Source organism: Rhodococcus sp. JCM 9793, assembly GCF_055380405.1.
On sequence record NZ_AP043721.1, the window covers coordinates 2,378,319 to 2,394,562 of the forward strand.

The window sequence follows — 16,244 nt, forward strand, 5'->3', positions numbered from 1 at the left end:
CTGAGGAACACGCACGTGACCGAAGCCGCCCCGTCCGAGACCCGCACCATCGTGCACGTGCTGCGGCACGGTGAGGTGCACAACCCGTCCGGCATCCTCTACGGCCGTCTGCCCGGTTTCCGGTTGTCGGTCACCGGCGAAGCACAGGCACGCGCCGTTGCGGCCTCCCTCGCCGACCACGACATCGCGCACGTCGTCGCCTCGCCGCTCGAGCGCGCCCAGCAGACCGCGTCGCCGATCGCGCAGAAGCACGGCCTCGAGATCCGCACCGACGAGAACCTCATCGAGGCGGGCAACGATTTCGAGGGGCTCAAGGTCGCTGTCGGCGACGGTGCACTCGGCCGGCCGCGTCACTGGTGGAAGCTGCGCGACCCGTTCACTCCGTCCTGGGGCGAGCCGTACCTGCAGATCGCACATCGCATGCTGGCCGCAGTCAATGCCGCGCGTGTCGCTGCGGCCGGTCGCGAGGCCGTGTGCGTGAGTCATCAGCTGCCGGTGTGGACGCTGCGCCGATTCCTCGAAGGCGAACGCCTGTGGCACGACCCGCGTCACCGGCAGTGCAGCCTCGCCTCCCTCACGTCTCTGGTCTACGAGGGCGACACCCTCGTCGACCTGGTCTACTCCGAGCCGGCGGGCGCATCCGACCCGAACGTCCACGGCGCATGAGAAAGACACTTCACGCGATCGCCGGGTTGCTGTGCGGCATCGTGCTCCTGTCCTCGTGCGCGACGGGCACCGATGCGGTCGCGACCGGCGGTACGTTCGACTTCGTCTCACCCGGAGGTCAGACTCGAATCTTCTACGATCCGCCTGCGGATCGCGGCACCCTCGGCACACTGACGGGGGAGGACCTCATGAACGAGGGGGAGACGATCTCCCTCGATGACTTCGCGGGCGAGGTCGTGGTCCTCAACGTGTGGGGCCAATGGTGCGCGCCGTGCCGTAGCGAAGCAGACGACCTCGAACAGGTCTACGAGGAGACCAAGGACCTCGGGGTTGCGTTCCTGGGCATCAACGTGCGCGACAACCAGCGCGACAAGGCACAGGACTTCGTGACGGATCAGCAGATCGGCTACCCGTCGATCTACGACCCGGCGATGCGCTCGCTGCTCGCCCTCGGCCGCAGCTACCCGACCTCCGTGGTGCCGACCACCGTCGTCCTCGACCGTGAGCATCGGGTCGCGGCGGTCTATCTGACCGAGCTTCTCGCGAGCGACCTGCAGCCGGTGGTCGAGCGCGTCGCGGCAGAACCGGTCGAGGACCAGTAGCAATGACAGTTCTCGCATCCGGGATCGGCGATACCTTCCAGAACGCCGCGGCGTCCGGCCCGCTCCTTCTCGGGATCGGCGTGTGCCTCCTCGCGGGGCTGGTGTCGTTCGCTTCGCCGTGCGTGGTTCCGCTTGTGCCCGGATACCTGTCGTATCTCGCGGGCGTGGTCGGAGCCGAGACACCGGCGGTCACCGCAGCGCAGGCCGGTTCACGCACCACCACGGTTCGTGACGACGGCCGACTCCGTGTCGCGGGGGCGGCAGCGCTGTTCGTCGCGGGATTCACCGTCGTGTTCGTGCTGGCCACGGCCTCGGTGTTCGGGGCGATCTCCGTGTTGTCGGTCAACCGTGAACTGCTGATGCGAATCGGCGGTGTCGTCACCATCGTCATGGGCATGGTGTTCATCGGCCTGATTCCTGCTCTGCAACGCGACACCCGCACCGCGCCGAAGCAGATCTCGAGCCTGGCCGGTGCACCGCTGCTCGGTGCGGTCTTCGCGCTCGGATGGACCCCGTGTCTCGGACCGACGCTCGCTGGGGTGATTTCGCTCGCCGCCGGTACCGAAGGCGCCACGGCTGCCCGTGGGGTCACCCTGATCGTGGCGTACTGCATCGGACTCGGGTTGCCCTTCGTCGTCCTCGCGTTCGGCTCGGCCCGGGCGCTGCGGGGAGTCGGATGGCTGAGGAAACATACCCGCACCATCCAGTTGTTCGGCGGCATCATGCTGATGGCCGTCGGTATCGCCCTCGTCACCGGCGCATGGGACCTGTTCGTGTCCTGGGTGCGTGACTCGTTCATCTCGGAAGTGACCCTGCCCATTTAACGTCTCTCCTGCAGAAAACGCAGGAGACTCCCAGCTCAGACCGCACCCGAACCACCACCCGAAGAAGGCGGATCCCTGTGACCTACGTCGTCGACACCGGTGTGGCCACGCTCTGTCACAGCCAGACCCACCGACAGGCCTACTCGGCCCGATTCGGTTGCTCCACGCAGCCTCACCCCTTTGGAAGGAGGTCGGCGCTTCCTCTCGTGAACGAGAGCGTATTCGCGCCGGACAATAGATGACGGCCACCGACACGCAGACCTCCGCACCTCGGCCGGGCGCCCCGAAGCAGAGCCCGGTCGGGCGCGCCGTGGCGTTCGTGCGCAACACGTGGCGCGGACTGACATCGATGCGCACCGCGTTGGTGCTGTTGTTCCTCCTGGCGCTCGCCGCGATTCCCGGCGCCCTGCTGCCGCAACGCAGTCTCAACGTCGGCAAGGTCGACGAGTACATCGCCGCGCGCCCGACGCTCGGGCCGTTCATGGACCGGCTCGAGCTGTTCGACGTCTTCGGCAGCTTCTGGTTCACCGCGATCTACGCCCTGCTGTTCATCTCGCTCATCGGCTGCATCCTGCCGCGCTGCGCCGAGTACTACCGCGCTCTGCGTGCCCGACCGGTCGATGCACCACGCAACCTCTCTCGCCTGCCACATCATGTCGAGACCACCTTCGACGACGAACCCGATGTGGTCATCGACCGGATCAGCGGCGAGCTGCGAGGATGGCGCGTCGAGCGTCGCGAGGGAACGACGAAGGGCCGGGACGGCGAGCTCACGCTCTCGGCCGAGAAGGGATACCTGCGCGAGGCGGGCAATCTCGTCTTCCACATCTCGTTGGTCGCATTGCTCGCCACCGTCGCCCTGGGCAAGCTCTTCGGTTACGAAGGCCAGCGCATCCTGGTCGCGAACGGCGAAGAGTTCTGCACCACGTCGCCCGCCTCGTTCGACTCGTTCATTGCGGGCATCGAGCTCGACGGCACAGGACTGCGACCGATCTGCGTGCGGGTGCACGATTTCACGGCCGACTACCTCGACAACGGTCAGGCCGAGATGTTCACCTCCAACATCGAGTACCAGTACGGGGATGACGTCGCGGCGAACATCTGGAGCGACGCCCAGCTGAAGGTCAACCACCCGCTGCGGGTCGGTGGCGACCGTGTCTACCTGCAGGGCCATGGATACGCGCCGACCTTCACGGTCACCTGGCCCAACGGAGAGACACGCACCGAGACGATGCAGTGGGCACCCGAGGACGCGACGACGTTCCTGAGCAGCGGCGCGATGCGATTCGATCCGCCCGGCGGGATGTTCCCCGACGGCGACGAACGACGAAAGAACCAGATCGCGCTCGAAGGGCTCTTCGCGCCTACCGCGGCGTTCCACGGCACCTTGTTGTCGTCGGCGTTCCCGGCAATGATGGATCCCGCCGTCGCCGTCGACATCTACAAGGGCGACTCCGGCCTCGACACCGGGAGCCCGCAGTCGCTGTTCTCGCTCAACACCGAACTGATCAACCAGGGCCGCCTGGTCAAGCAGGAGCGCGTCAATCTGAAGCCGGGGGAGAGCGTCACGTTGCAAGACGGCACCGAGGTGCGGTTCGACGGCGCCGTCGACTTCGTCAACCTGCAGGTCTCGCACGATCCGTTCCAGTCGTGGGTGCTGGTGTCTGCGGTCGCGATGATGGCGGGGCTGTTGCTGTCCCTGCTGATCAAACGGCGAAGGGTATGGGTGCGCGTCTATCGGGCGGGTACAGTATCGGACGGTGAACGACGAACTGTAGTAGAACTCGGTGGCCTCGCTCGCACCGATCAGGCCGGGTGGGGCGACGAATTCGATCGGTTGGTCTCCCGGCTTCTCGGTGAGAACCCGGCAGGCGATCGTGTGCTCGACGATGGGGCACAGGAGGAGAAGGCATGACGTTGAACGACACCCTCGCGAAGTACAGCGACTGGAGCTTCGAAGCGGCGTTCGCCGTGGTGGTGCTGGCCATGCTCCTGCTCGTGATCGAGTACGCGACCTACCGCTCCAAGCTGGTCGCCGAACGCGAGCTCGTTGCTGCCGGTGGTGTCGGATCGTCGCCTGCCGAGACGGTTCCGGGGCGCGTGGAGAACACCACCGGAAGGACCCTGTCGGAGCGGTTCGGCAACATGGGACGCGCCCTCGTCGTGGTGGCCGCGGCGTTGATGATCGCCTCGATCGTGCTGCGTGGCCTGGCCACCGAACGATTCCCCCTCGGGAACATGTACGAGTTCGTGGCCATGGCGTGCACCGCGGCGATCGTGTTCAGCCTGGTGATGTTGCGCAAGCCCGCGTACCGCATCCTGTGGGTGTACGTGCTCGCCCCTGTAGCGGTGTTGATGTTCGTGGCTGCGACCGTGCTCTACGCCGACGCCGCACCCGTTGTGCCGGCCCTGCGCTCGTTCTGGCTGCCGATCCACGTCACGATCATCAGCGTGGGCAGCGGCATCTTCCTGCTCGCCGGGGCCGCGAGCGTGCTGTTCCTGCTGCGGATCCATCAGCCCAAGGGTTCCGAGAAGGGCGTGCTCGGTGCTATCGCAGCACGACTGCCCGACGCCCAGGTGCTCGACCGCCTCGCCTACCGGACCACGATCGTCGGCTTCCCACTGTTCGGCATCGGTATCATTCTCGGCGCCATCTGGGCAGAGGCGGCATGGGGTCGATTCTGGGGATGGGACCCGAAGGAAACCGTCTCGTTCATCACCTGGGTGATCTATGCCGCCTACCTCCACGCCCGCGCGACGTCGGGCTGGCGCAATACACGCGCCGCGTGGATCAATGTCGCGGGCTTCGTCGCGATGTTGTTCAACCTGTTCATCATCAACATGGTGGTGTCCGGCCTGCACTCGTACGCCGGCCTGAACTGACCCTGCTATCGTCCTCGGCGGTGTGTAGAACTGCGATCGGGGGGAACGCGGATGACGGCAGGATCGGGGCAGCAATCGGCGGCGAACCCGGCGGGCCGTGGCACCGGGAGCCTGTCGGCTCGGGATCTCGATTCGTCACTTCTGGTCAGTAAGGCCACACCGGCGCCCGAACGGGGGTGGCGTCGTGCGCTCTTCCAGGCGACCGGTGGACGGATCGACGTGGGCGACAGCGCGCGCGATCAGCGGCGCAGGGAACTCGTCGACCAGGTGGCACAACCACTGCGCGGGTGCTATCGCATCGCGCTGCTCAGCCTCAAGGGTGGTGTCGGCAAGACGACCACGACGGTGACCCTCGGTTCGACGTTCGCGGAGCTGAGGGGTGACCGCGTCGTCGCGGTGGACGCGAATCCCGATCGCGGCACGCTGAGCCAGAAGGTTCCGACGGAAACGTCGGCCACTGTGCGGACGCTCCTGCGCGACGAGGAACACATCGAGCGTTACAGCGATGCGCGGGCCTACACCTCGCAGAACACGCACCGGCTCGAGGTGCTCGCCTCCGACAGCGACCCGGCGGTCTCCGAAGCGTTCAGCGCGCAGGACTACGAACGAACCCTCGCGCTACTCGAGCGCTACTACAGCATCGTCCTCACCGATTGCGGCACGGGACTGATGCACTCGGCGATGCGCGCGATCCTCGAGAACACGGATGCGCTGGTGGTGATCAGCTCGGGTTCGGTGGACGGTGCGCGGAGTGCGTCGGCGACCCTCGACTGGCTCGATGCGCACGGCTATCGCGATCTGGTGAGCAGCTCGGTCGCGGTGGTCAATTCCGTTCGCCCGAAATCGGGCAAGGTGGACCTCGATCGTGTGGTCGGGCATTTCGAGCAGCGGTGCCGCGCCGTGCACCTGTTGCCGTTCGACCCTCACCTGGAGGAGGGGGCCGAAGTGGACCTCGAGCAACTGAACCCTCGCACGCGCCGTGCTTTGCTCCTGCTCGCTGCCGAGGTGGCGTCGGATTTCGGACACCCGACAGGGGCGGGATATCAGTCGTTGCCGTCCTGACCCGGACCGTCGGCTCGGCCGGATTCGTCGGTGTGCCTCCGGCGAACCTCTCTGTCGACCTTCCAGAGGAACTCGGGGTCGTCGTCGGGGCCGAGGCCCCGAGTGGGGGTGCGGCTCGGATCGGGTCCGAATGCCTTCCACAGCAGGAAGACGAGCGTCACCACACCGATGAGTGCGAGTAGATAGAGCACGATGCACCTCCTGGCCGTGGCGGACGTCGCGCCGGCTCCGACGTCGTACTGTCCGATTTTCACCAGTCTATGCGGCCTGGCCGAGTGTGACACCGGCGCGGGTGCATCGGAGGGAAATTTGCGGGTGCGCATTTCGTCCGAATGATCCGGGTACCGGAAGGGGCCGCCCGGCCTCGGGGTTCGAGGCCGCGCGGATTGCCTCAGCGGGTGGCTTCGGTGGTCAGGGAGCGGAGCAGTGCGAGGACCTCGGATTCGCGGAATCGGCGGTGGCCGCCCGGCGTGCGCAACGAACCGAGTCGACCGGCGTGTGCCCAGCGGGTCACGGTTTTGGGGTCGACATGGAAGAGGGCGGCGACCTGGCCGGGGGTGAGCAGGGATTCCTTGGCGCCGTTGAAGGTGGGTGCGCTCATTGCGAATGTCCTCCCGGGTGATTTGTCTTGATCGGGTTGTTCGATCGGGTTGTCCCCCGCCATGTTGACACTGGGACCCCCGGTTGCTCGAACGGTCACTGTTTGGTAAAGCGGAAGTAATGGACAAAACGGACGGATTTCCGGTTTGTGTCAAGGCTTCCGGAGGCGGCGAGATCGGTAGCGCCGGTTACCCTGGTGGAGTGACCGACGAACGCCGCACCGAATCAGCGAATACCCCGGACGAACCGGGTCGAAACACACCGAATGCGACCAATTCGGGCACCGGCCCGCTCGTGCGTGATGTCGCGTTGTACTCGCTGGCCAGGCTTGCTCTCGTTGTGATCCTTGCGGTCGCGGTTCTCTACATCCCGCAGGCTTTCGGCGTGGAGATCCCATTGCTCATCGCGGTGCTGTTCGCGGTGCTCATCGCCTTGCCACTCTCTCTGGTCCTCTTCGCGCCCCTGCGTCGACGGGTCAACGAGCGCATCGCTGCGGTCGACGAGCGGCGGCGCAACACACGCGCCGACCTCGAAGAACGTCTACGTGGCGAAGGACGGACGTGACGGATGTCGGCCCGGGGGCGGTCGATCGCAGTGCATCCCGCGCCTGGGTCGACAACGCGATCCGGTTGATCGAGGCGGATGCGCAGCGAAGTGCCGATACGCATCTCCTGCGGTATCCATTGCCTGCGAATTGGGGGATCGATCTCTATCTGAAGGACGAATCGACCCACGTCACCGGCAGTCTCAAGCATCGGCTCGCCCGATCGCTGTTCCTGTACGGGCTGTGCAACGGATCGATCGGTGAGAACACCACCGTGATCGAGGCCTCATCCGGTTCGACAGCGGTGAGCGAGGCGTACTTCGCGCAACTGCTGGGGCTCGATTTCGTCGCGGTGGTGCCGCGACGGACCTCGCCCGCCAAGGTTGCGTTGATCGAGGCGCATGGGGGGAGATGTCATTACGTCGATCTGCCTCCGGAGATCTACACCGAGGCCGAACGTCTCGCTGACGAACTCGGCGGGTGTTATCTCGATCAGTTCACCAATGCCGAACGCGCAACGGATTGGCGAGGAAACAACAACATCGCCGAATCGATCTTCGAGCAGATGCGACTCGAACGGCATCCGGTTCCCGACTGGATCGTCGTGGGCGCGGGCACCGGCGGCACCAGTGCGACGATCGGCCGCTACATCCGATACCGCCGTCACAGCACTCGGCTCGCGGTGGTAGATCCGGAGAACTCGGCGTTCTTCGGAGCGTACGAAACCGGTGTCGCCGACTATGCGACGGGAATGCCGTCGCGGATCGAGGGAATCGGCCGGCCGCGCGTCGAACCCTCGTTCGTGCCTCAGGTCGTCGACCGGATGGTTCGGGTACCCGACGCTGCGTCGATCGCAGCGATGCGCCACGGCAGTGCCGCGCTGGGTAGGCGTGTCGGCGGATCGACCGGAACCAACCTGTGGGGTGCGTTCGGTCTGATCGGCGACATGCTCGCCACCGGCCGTCAAGGCAGTGTGGTGACTCTGTTGTGTGACGGCGGTGAACGCTACGCCGGTACCTACTATTCCGACGACTGGCTGGCCGCGGAAGGGCTCGAGGCGTCGGGGTGGGTCGCGGTGCTGGAGAAGTTCGCCGCGACCGGTCGCTGGGAGCCGCGCGAAGACGGCTGACCGCACACCGGAGTTGCCTGACTGACCGGTCTGTCAATTTTTGTTGACATACTCAGGGTGTCAACCTATATTGACATCATGAGCAACGAAGCCACCACGCTCGCCGCATCTGCCGCGAGTCCTGATCCCGCAGAGGGGCTGCGCGCTGTCGTCGCCCTGCGGCGCCTGCTCGAGCGGCTCGAATCCATCCAGGTCGAGAGCGCGCGCCGGCAGGGCTGGTCATGGCAGGCAATCGCGGACTCGCTCGAGGTGAGCCGACAGGCCGTCCATCAGAAGTACAACCGGAAGCGCAGGTAGATCCATGTTCGAACGTTTCTCCGACAGTGCTCGCTCCGCCGTCGTCGCCGCTCAGGCGGAAGCTCTCGGTCTGCACGCCGATCGGATCACCCCCGCACACGTGCTGCTCGGCGTGCTCGTCACCGCGGAGGAACGTCTCCGTGTGTCACTCGCGGACGTCGGCCTGACCATCGACGGCGTTCGCACCGATCTCGCAGCGATGAACCGGGATGATCCGCTGGGGCCGGACGATGCTGCCGCGCTCGAAGCGATCGGCATCGACCTCGACGCCGTACGAGCCCGGCTCGAGGAGACCTTCGGTGAAGGTGTGCTCGACAGTCCGGCGGAGAACGCGGGCAAGGAGCGGCGCGGAAGATTCTCGGATCTGTTCGGCGGGCACATCCCGTTCGACCGCAGTGCCAAGAAGATTCTCGAACTGTCGCTGCGCGAGGCGATCGCTCACCGCGACCGCTCGATCGGCTCAGAACACATCATGCTGGGAGTGATTCGCAGCGACGACGCGGAGACCACCTCGCTGATCGAGGCGCACGTCACTCGCGACCGCCTCCGGCAGGTGCTGAGGGAGCAACTCGACGCTGCTGCCTGAGCCACGCCCGACTCTCGAGGGCTCGTATGTCACAGTGGCTGCATGATTTCACTGATCCTGCGACTGATCATCAACGCGATCGGATTGTGGCTCGCGGCCCGGCTCGTCACCGGCGTCGACATCGTCGGCGTCGACGGGGGTGAGTTCACTACCGACACGGCGATCAAGTTGCTGATCCTCGCCGTGATCTTCACCGTCGTCAACGCTCTGGTGAAGCCGCTCGTGAAGCTGCTGTCGCTCCCGCTGGTGATCCTGAGCCTCGGACTGTTCCTGCTCGTCATCAACGCTCTGATGCTGTGGCTGACGTCGTGGGTGGCCGACTTCTTCGACGGCGGACTCACGATCTCGGGATTCTGGGCGGCGTTCTGGGGCGGCCTCATCATCGCGCTCGTCAACTTCGTTCTCGGACTGGTCGTTCCCGACGGCGACTGACGAACCGGTCGAACGTGGGGGCTCAGCCGAAGGCGAGCGCGATACCCGTCGTTACTGCCCACACCAGCATTGCGAGCGCGGTGTCGCGCAAGGCCGGTAGGAGCTCGAGCCCGAGCCCACCTGACCGAACCGGCGCGTGCGCGCGCACCGCGAGAGGTGCGGCGAGCAAGCCGACCAAAGCCCACGGCGTTGCCGCAACCAGAGCGAGCGACATGACGAACGGCGTCGCAAGCAATCCGAGATGCAGTGTGCGGGTGCGTGGGTCGCCCAACCGGACGGCCAGCGTGCGCTTACCGCTCTCGGTGTCGGTCGGGATGTCACGCAGGTTGTTCGTCACCATCACTGCGCTCGAGAAACAGCCCATCGCCACGGCGCCCGCCAACCCCGCCAGGGTGACCTGCTCGGCCTGCACGAACAATGTGCCGAGCACTGCGACGAGACCGAAGAATACGAACACGGCCACTTCACCGAGGCCGCTGTAGCCGTACGGCGTGCGGCCGCCGGTGTAGTACCACGCGCCGACGATGCACACGAGGCCCACTAGGATCAGCCACCACGCGCTGGTCAGGGCAAGTGCGAGGCCCGCGACTGCGGCGACCCCGAAACATGCGAAGGCGGCGCGCTTGACGGCGGCGGGTGACGCCGCACCGGAACCGACCAGTCGCATCGGACCGACGCGCTCGTCGTCGGTGCCGCGGATCCCGTCGGAGTAGTCGTTGGCAAGGTTCACCCCGATGTTGAGCGAGAGCGACACCACCAGGGCCAGCAGCGCTTTCCACCACACTGCCTCACCGAGTGCCGCAGCGGCACCCGTACCCACGATGACGGGAGAGATCGCGTTCGGGAGGGTGCGGGGACGAGCCCCTTCGAGCCATTGACCAGCGGTTGCCATTCGTCGATCTTCGCACTTCGGCGTGCAGCCGTCCGGGGTGGGACCCGACGCTCAGGAAAACCTGGTGACCAGAGCGCGACGATCGATCTTGCCCGGTCCCCGCAGGGGCAGTGCGTCCAGGAGGTGCATCTCGCGGGGAGCCGCGGTCGCGTCCAGAGCGGCGGCTGTCCATTCGCGTAGTTCGTCGAGTGTGGGGGACATGCCGTTCTCTGCGACGACCACCGCTGCCACTCGTCGGCCGAGCCGGTCGTCGGGTAGTCCGATCACCGCGACCTCCCGGACTGCGGGGTGCTCGATGAGGACGGCTTCGACCACCTGCGGAACCACGGTGAGCCCGCCGGACGAGATGGCCTCGTCGAGCCGGCCGAGGATGCGGAGGACGCCGTCGTCGACCAGCCCGGCGTCGTCGGTGCGGAACCAGCCCGGTTCGGCGAACGCCGGATGGTCGGGGAGTCCGCGGTAGCCGGATGCGAGCACCGAGCCGCCGAGCCACACACGGGTGTCCGCATCGATCTGTACATCGACGCCGGTCAGCGGCACACCGTCGTAGACGCAACCGCCGCACGTCTCGCTCATCCCATAGGTGCGTACGACGTTCACGCCGGCCTCACGTGCCCGACGCAGCACCGGTTCCGGGGTGGCTGCACCGCCGAGCAGGATCGCGTCGAGTTCCGCGAGCGCAGCGAGCGCATCCGGATGGTCGAGGGTCTTGATGAGCTGGGTCGGCACCATCGACGAGTAGCGTCGCGGCCCGCGCATCGCCTCGACCGCGGCAGGCAGGGTGGCGGGGTCGAACCCGTCCGACACATCCACGATCACGGGCTCGGTACCCGACAGGATGCTCCGCAGCAGTACCTGCATCCCGGCGATGTGGTGCGCCGGCAGCGCGAGGAGCCATGTGCCGGTGCCGCCGATCCGTTCGTGTGTGGCGTTTCCGCCGGCGCGTAGTGCTGCCGGGGTGAGTTGAGCGCCCTTGGGAGTGCCGGTGGTGCCCGAGGTCGCGAGGACGAGACCGACGGTGTCGTCGATCGATTCGCCGGGGTGCAGTGCATCGGTGAGCCGGCGGATCTCCCGGTCGTCGCCTGCGGGGACCGGGAGCAGGGGAGGCCCCTGGCCGTCGATCATGCGCTGCAGGACCGGGACGATGTCGTGGATCCGGTTGCCCGCCGGAACTTCGAGAACAGTGAGGTTCGTGCTCACTGATCGTGCCCCATGAGCGGCCAACCACCGGCCTCGAGATGCACGCGGACTCGGTCGATGTCGCGCGCGAGCGGCATCTCGTTGGTGATCTTGGTGATGAGGACGGCGATATCGGTCTTGCTGACCGGCAGGTCGCCCTCCTCGATGAGGGTATCGGCAACCTGATCGACCTCGTCGTCGGACAGTTGCCGTTTCAGGAGTGCCAACAGCGGCACGTAGTCCTGTTCGGGTACGCCTTCCGGATATCCGGCGCGCAACCATTCGATGATCGAAGCGAGGAGAGGAGGAAGCATCGCCGATGAGCCTCAGCGCGATTCGGTGGCGTGATCGTCGCGTGCCGCGCCGACGGAATCCTCGTCGTCGAGGGTCTCGTCGTCCCCGGCGACCACCGGCCAGCCTCCTGAGACGAGCTGCTCGGTGACCCGCTCGAGGTCCGCTTCGGTCGGTTCCTCGTGGAGTACCCCGGCGATGATCTCACGGAGCGTGTCGTAGTCGACGTGTCGCTGCGGGTGCTCGTGGGCGGTGGCAATCGACAGGTCGAGGATCTCGGAGATGTCCTCGTCCGTCAGCCTGCGCCGGAGCACGGACAGAAGCGCGAAATGGTCCTTGGGAGGGATTCCCTCCGGGTAACCTGCGCGCAACCAGTCCAAGACCGACCGAAGGGAATACCGAGGCAAGGTTATCGTTGGTCCTTCTCTGCGGTGATGATCAGAACAGGTGGATACCGAGGCTGCTCGACAGGAAGTCGGCAGTCAACAGCAGTATCCCAGCAAAGATCGCGACGACCACGATCGTGAAACACGTCACGGCCCCGATGCGGCCCAGTGTCCGGCGGCCGGGGTCGACGGTGACGGCTCCATCGTGGCCGAGCGACAGCGAACGCATTCCCAGCGCGAAGACGGCCGGCAGACCTGCGCCAAGGACGAGTCCGACAAGGACGACCTGCCATAGCGAATCGAGTGTGGAGACCAACAGGTTCACGCGCGTCCTTCCGGAGACATGGATCCCTGAGAAATGGTGTCGACGTCGTCGGACTCGGCAACGACATCGGGGCTGCCCTCCCACTCGGAATTGACGTTGGAGGCATCGACCGGTTGCAAGCGGGACCGCAGGTACATCACGCTCGACAGTGCACACAGAATCGCGAATACGACGAGGACACCGGGAAGGCCGCCGATCAGGTGGGCGATCAGCCAGCACACGGCGCCGACCACACCGGCACACGGCAAGGTGATGAGCCATGCGACGGCCATTCGGCCGGCGATGCCCCAGCGCACCTCGGCGCCCTTCGTACCCAGTCCGGTGCCGAGGATCGAGCCGGTGGCCACATGTGTGGTCGACAGCGGCAGCCCGAAATGGCTGGACGTGAGGATGATCGCGGCCGACGACGACTCCGCCGCCATGCCCTGCGGAGGTGTGATCTCGACCAGGCCCTTGCCGAGGGTGCGGATGATCCGCCAGCCACCGAGATACGTGCCCAATGCGATCGCGGCGGCGCACGTGAACTTCACCCAGAACGGCATCTCGGTGTCGGGAGTGATGGTGCCGTACGCCACGAGCGCCAGGAAGATCACGCCCATCGTCTTCTGCGCATCGTTGGTGCCGTGTGCCAGCGACACCAACGAGGCGGTGCCGATCTGGCCGATCCGGAAGCCCTTGCCGCGGGTCTCTTCAGGAATGTCGTGGGTCATGCGATGCACCGACCACGTGCCGACCGTCGCAACCAGTGCAGCGACGACAGGTGCGAGCAACGCGGGGATGATGACCTTGCCGAGGACGCCGTCCCACACCACGCCACTCATGCCGAGAGCGGCGATGGCGGCGCCGATCAGGCCGCCGAACAATGCGTGAGAAGAACTCGACGGCAGGCCGAACAGCCAGGTCGCGAGGTTCCAGAGGATGCCGCCGACGAGTCCGGCGAACACGATCAGTAACAGCGCCGAGCCGCCGGTGTTGTCGAGATTCACCACACCTTTGGCGACGGTCGCGGCCACCTCGACCGACAGGAAGGCGCCGACGAGGTTGAGTACGGCCGACAGGCCGACAGCCACCTTCGGCTTCAACGCCCCGGTGGCGATGGATGTGGCCATCGCGTTGCCCGTGTCGTGGAAGCCGTTCGTGAAATCGAATGCGAGGGCAGTGACGACCACTACCAATAGGACAACGAACTCTGCGGTCACGTCTTCCGATTGTGGGGTAAACGGGCAGTGAATGTACAGCTAATGGGAGGTTTCCCACGGGTGCGCGGAGTGGGATTCGCGCTCGAGCGGGAGGTCGGCGGATCCGACCGTGTGCAACGTCACGCCGGTGGGTTCAGCGGAGATCTCGGCGGATCGGGTGATCTGCCGGAATCTGCACCAGAACCACGGGGATGCCGTCCGGATCGTCGATCCACATCTCGTGCAGCCCCCACGGCTCCTGCTGCGCTGCCTGGGTGATCGGGACACCCGCCAGCACGAGTTCCGTTTGCGCTGCGTACACGTCTCGGACCTGAAGCCACAACGCTCCATGGAAGCGTTGAGCGCCGTCGCGTTCGCCGTGCGCGGCGATCTCGATCAATCCTTGACCTGCGAAGAACACGGTGCCGCCCGGATACTCCCGAGCAATGGCGAGGCCGAGCGTCTCGCCGTAGAACAGCAGTGTGGTGTCGTAGTCGCGGGGACGCAGAATCGTCCGGCTGCTCAGGATCTCCATACCTGCATCTTGTCCGACTCCATGTTCACCGCGTCTATCCGTCCTGTACAGGACGAGCCTCGTGCCCACGCCGCCCTCGGGTGCGGCGCGCCTCTTTCGATTCTGCCTCGAACAGGTGTCGGCGGCCGACGACCAAAGTGTCGCGCACCTCCGTCTCGAGGGTGCGCAGCTCGGTCCAGTAACCGTCGTCGAACTCTTCGACGAGCTGGAACGTCCAGCGTCCTTCAGCGACGTTGCGGCCGACGAGTTCGCTCTCGATCCGGGCCGCGAGTTCGGAGTGGCCCGCGGCCCGAAGCATCGTCGCAGCCTGCTCGACCTGAAGATCGGCGTGGCCCATCAGCTGATGGAATCCGTACAGATGCCCGCGTGCCCGCTCGACGGTTTCGAGTGCCTCGGACAGCTTCCCCACCGCCGCGACCGTCGAATCGGTGACGCCGTCCGGTCGGGTGTGCGAGGAATCGGGACGCTCGCGATCGGTCATGTGTCGAGTGTGCCCGACCCGACCCGCTGCCGGTTCGTCTCCGGACGGTCGGAACCGTCACGGGTGAGCAGTTCGAACGACGCTTTCCACAGCCACTCGACCGGCCCCTGTGGGAAACGGCGGAGCCACAGCCGGGCCGCGACGACGAGGATCGCACACACGGTGATGTACACGGCGACGGTGAACTGCGTTCGGTACGTGGGGTCGATCTTGGCGGCGAGGCCGAATCCCCAGCCGTAGCAGATCGCGGACGCGATGACGTTCTGCAGGATGTAGCAGCTCAGCGCCGCGCGACCGATGCCCTGCATCCACCCGCCGACGGTGCCGACGTGGTCGCGGGTCTCGTACCACTGCGCGATCAGCGCCAGCAACCCTACGGCGACGAACGGCGCGATCGCGTAGCGCGCCGCGAACAGTCCCGCGGTTCCGCCGAACAGGCCTACCGCTAGGTCGACGGGTGCAGAGACAGCGCCGATCAGCAACAGTCGACGGCGCAGCCGAGCACCTCGCTCGTCGAAGACGCCCGCATCGAACAGCGCTGCCCCGACGAGGAACATCACGATCGTCAGTGGCACCAGGAAGATCACTTCGGCGCGGAAGGCGAGGAGATTCTCGGCTCGGAACACCACCAGGTCCCACCAGCTGCCGGTCGCGAAGACGTCTGTCGGCTCGCCCGAGGAGCTGCCCGAGGCCGGGGTTGCCGCGAGCGCGACCACGAGGGCTGTCACGAGCAGCATGTGCACGAGGGCCGCGGTGCCGGCAACCCACATCCGTGTGCGACGCGAGGTCACCACCACGCCGCATACGAGCATCGAGACCACCGCATAGCCCATCAGCACATCGAACTCGGCGACCAGGAAGTAGTGCACGAGTCCGTCGACGAACAGCAGGAACCCGCGGGTTCGGTAGTTTCCGGGCCACGCGCGCCCCGCGCGCCGGGCGGACGCCGCTTGGATCGCCAGCCCGATACCGAACATCAGGCTGAGAAGGCCGAGGAACTTGCCCTGTGCGAGCTGCATCAGGATGCGCTGCGGCCACGGATCCGATCCCGCGGTCTCGAGATAGCCGACGATCCCGGCAGGGTCGGTGATGATCCAGATGTTCGTTCCGAGCGTGCCCAGGATCGCGATACCCCGCGCTACATCGAGTGCAGCGATCCGGGTGCGCGACCTGGGGGTGCCGACGGTGGTCATGCCGTCGACCCTCCTGCACCGCCGCTGTCCGTGCGTCGGGCAAAGGGACGACCTGCGGGTCATCACATCGGAGGACCCGGGCCCGAAACGAATCGGGACGAGCTTCACGTCGGATGGGGCCGATGTCCGATATCCCGATGTTTGGAACCGGACACTTCT

The 16,244-nt window shown here is 66.1% G+C and carries 22 protein-coding genes; 11 read left to right on the top strand and 11 right to left on the bottom strand.

What is annotated here, in order from left to right:
• Window positions 1–15: 15 nt before the first annotated feature.
• The 6 genes from ACZ46K_RS13225 (at window position 16) to ACZ46K_RS13250 (ending at window position 6,037) form a co-directional block, all read left to right on the top strand.
• On the top strand, window positions 16–666 hold the full coding sequence (locus ACZ46K_RS13225; protein ID WP_054805672.1) for a histidine phosphatase family protein: 651 nt from the start codon (window positions 16–18) through the stop codon (window positions 664–666).
• A complete protein-coding gene (locus ACZ46K_RS13230) occupies window positions 663–1,268 on the top strand; it encodes a TlpA disulfide reductase family protein (RefSeq protein ID WP_054805671.1) in 606 nt (201 codons plus the stop codon). Before ACZ46K_RS13225 ends, ACZ46K_RS13230 begins: the two co-directional genes overlap by 4 nt.
• A gap of 2 nt (window positions 1,269–1,270) precedes the next feature.
• Entirely contained in the window at window positions 1,271–2,092 is an 822-nt protein-coding gene (locus ACZ46K_RS13235) for a cytochrome c biogenesis CcdA family protein (RefSeq protein WP_464748660.1), read from the top strand.
• Between the two features lie 238 nt (window positions 2,093–2,330).
• The gene (gene resB / locus ACZ46K_RS13240; protein WP_464748661.1) at window positions 2,331–4,007 is read left to right on the top strand and encodes a cytochrome c biogenesis protein ResB; all 1,677 of its coding nucleotides are present in this window, start codon (window positions 2,331–2,333) and stop codon (window positions 4,005–4,007) included.
• A complete protein-coding gene (gene ccsB, locus ACZ46K_RS13245) occupies window positions 4,004–4,975 on the top strand; it encodes a c-type cytochrome biogenesis protein CcsB (RefSeq protein WP_464748662.1) in 972 nt (323 codons plus the stop codon). The genes resB and ccsB overlap by 4 nt, the downstream gene beginning before the upstream one ends.
• Window positions 4,976–5,026: 51 nt before the next feature.
• Window positions 5,027–6,037 (top strand): MinD/ParA family ATP-binding protein, encoded by a 1,011-nt coding sequence (locus tag ACZ46K_RS13250; RefSeq protein ID WP_464748664.1) that lies wholly within the window; start codon window positions 5,027–5,029, stop codon window positions 6,035–6,037.
• Here the strand turns inward: ACZ46K_RS13250 and ACZ46K_RS13255 are convergent.
• Both ACZ46K_RS13255 and ACZ46K_RS13260 read right to left on the bottom strand, forming a co-directional pair.
• On the bottom strand, window positions 6,019–6,228 hold the full coding sequence (locus ACZ46K_RS13255; protein WP_054810324.1) for a hypothetical protein: 210 nt from the start codon (window positions 6,226–6,228) through the stop codon (window positions 6,019–6,021). The two genes, ACZ46K_RS13250 and ACZ46K_RS13255, sit on opposite strands and share 19 nt — an antisense overlap.
• Window positions 6,229–6,428: 200 nt before the next feature.
• The gene (locus ACZ46K_RS13260) at window positions 6,429–6,638 is read right to left on the bottom strand and encodes a BldC family transcriptional regulator (protein ID WP_006552323.1); all 210 of its coding nucleotides are present in this window, start codon (window positions 6,636–6,638) and stop codon (window positions 6,429–6,431) included.
• A gap of 200 nt (window positions 6,639–6,838) precedes the next feature.
• On the opposite strand from ACZ46K_RS13260, the gene ACZ46K_RS13265 reads away from it, so the two are divergent.
• From ACZ46K_RS13265 to ACZ46K_RS13285, 5 genes are all read left to right on the top strand, one after another.
• The gene (locus tag ACZ46K_RS13265) at window positions 6,839–7,201 is read left to right on the top strand and encodes a DUF4229 domain-containing protein (protein ID WP_054805674.1); all 363 of its coding nucleotides are present in this window, start codon (window positions 6,839–6,841) and stop codon (window positions 7,199–7,201) included.
• Window positions 7,198–8,310, top strand: coding sequence for an L-cysteine desulfhydrase Cds1 (gene cds1, locus ACZ46K_RS13270; protein WP_464748666.1), 1,113 nt, complete (start codon window positions 7,198–7,200; stop codon window positions 8,308–8,310). Before ACZ46K_RS13265 ends, cds1 begins: the two co-directional genes overlap by 4 nt.
• Before the next feature lie 78 nt (window positions 8,311–8,388).
• Complete coding sequence (locus tag ACZ46K_RS13275; protein ID WP_054805669.1) at window positions 8,389–8,607, top strand: hypothetical protein; 219 nt, start codon at window positions 8,389–8,391, stop codon at window positions 8,605–8,607.
• Window positions 8,608–8,611: 4 nt separating this feature from the next.
• Window positions 8,612–9,193 (top strand): Clp protease N-terminal domain-containing protein, encoded by a 582-nt coding sequence (locus ACZ46K_RS13280; RefSeq protein ID WP_054810323.1) that lies wholly within the window; start codon window positions 8,612–8,614, stop codon window positions 9,191–9,193.
• 42 nt (window positions 9,194–9,235) lie between these two features.
• A complete protein-coding gene (locus ACZ46K_RS13285) occupies window positions 9,236–9,625 on the top strand; it encodes a phage holin family protein (protein WP_054805668.1) in 390 nt (129 codons plus the stop codon).
• Between the two features lie 22 nt (window positions 9,626–9,647).
• Here the strand turns inward: ACZ46K_RS13285 and ACZ46K_RS13290 are convergent, their stop codons facing one another.
• The 9 genes from ACZ46K_RS13290 to ACZ46K_RS13330 all read right to left on the bottom strand — a co-directional run bounded on the left by ACZ46K_RS13290 (window position 9,648) and on the right by ACZ46K_RS13330 (window position 16,085).
• Window positions 9,648–10,517: a 1,4-dihydroxy-2-naphthoate polyprenyltransferase gene (locus tag ACZ46K_RS13290; RefSeq protein WP_464748668.1), complete on the bottom strand. Its 870-nt coding sequence runs from the start codon at window positions 10,515–10,517 to the stop codon at window positions 9,648–9,650.
• Between the two features lie 51 nt (window positions 10,518–10,568).
• Window positions 10,569–11,717: an o-succinylbenzoate--CoA ligase gene (gene menE / locus ACZ46K_RS13295; RefSeq protein WP_464748670.1), complete on the bottom strand. Its 1,149-nt coding sequence runs from the start codon at window positions 11,715–11,717 to the stop codon at window positions 10,569–10,571.
• Window positions 11,714–12,010 carry a DUF3349 domain-containing protein gene (locus ACZ46K_RS13300; protein WP_054809502.1) on the bottom strand — a complete coding sequence of 99 codons (297 nt, stop codon included), beginning with the start codon at window positions 12,008–12,010 and terminating at the stop codon, window positions 11,714–11,716. The genes menE and ACZ46K_RS13300 overlap by 4 nt, the downstream gene beginning before the upstream one ends.
• Window positions 12,011–12,022: 12 nt before the next feature.
• A complete protein-coding gene (locus ACZ46K_RS13305; RefSeq protein WP_054809501.1) occupies window positions 12,023–12,394 on the bottom strand; it encodes a DUF3349 domain-containing protein in 372 nt (123 codons plus the stop codon).
• Window positions 12,395–12,425: 31 nt separating this feature from the next.
• Window positions 12,426–12,698 carry a hypothetical protein gene (locus ACZ46K_RS13310; protein ID WP_054805666.1) on the bottom strand — a complete coding sequence of 91 codons (273 nt, stop codon included), beginning with the start codon at window positions 12,696–12,698 and terminating at the stop codon, window positions 12,426–12,428.
• Window positions 12,695–13,897 carry an anion permease gene (locus ACZ46K_RS13315; RefSeq protein WP_464748672.1) on the bottom strand — a complete coding sequence of 401 codons (1,203 nt, stop codon included), beginning with the start codon at window positions 13,895–13,897 and terminating at the stop codon, window positions 12,695–12,697. The genes ACZ46K_RS13310 and ACZ46K_RS13315 overlap by 4 nt, the downstream gene beginning before the upstream one ends.
• A 133-nt stretch (window positions 13,898–14,030) precedes the next feature.
• On the bottom strand, window positions 14,031–14,411 hold the full coding sequence (locus tag ACZ46K_RS13320) for a VOC family protein (RefSeq protein WP_464748674.1): 381 nt from the start codon (window positions 14,409–14,411) through the stop codon (window positions 14,031–14,033).
• Window positions 14,412–14,445: 34 nt separating this feature from the next.
• Window positions 14,446–14,892, bottom strand: coding sequence for a hypothetical protein (locus ACZ46K_RS13325; RefSeq protein WP_054805665.1), 447 nt, complete (start codon window positions 14,890–14,892; stop codon window positions 14,446–14,448).
• On the bottom strand, window positions 14,889–16,085 hold the full coding sequence (locus ACZ46K_RS13330; RefSeq protein WP_464748676.1) for a DUF418 domain-containing protein: 1,197 nt from the start codon (window positions 16,083–16,085) through the stop codon (window positions 14,889–14,891). The genes ACZ46K_RS13325 and ACZ46K_RS13330 overlap by 4 nt, the downstream gene beginning before the upstream one ends.
• Between the last annotated feature and the right edge of the window lie 159 nt (window positions 16,086–16,244).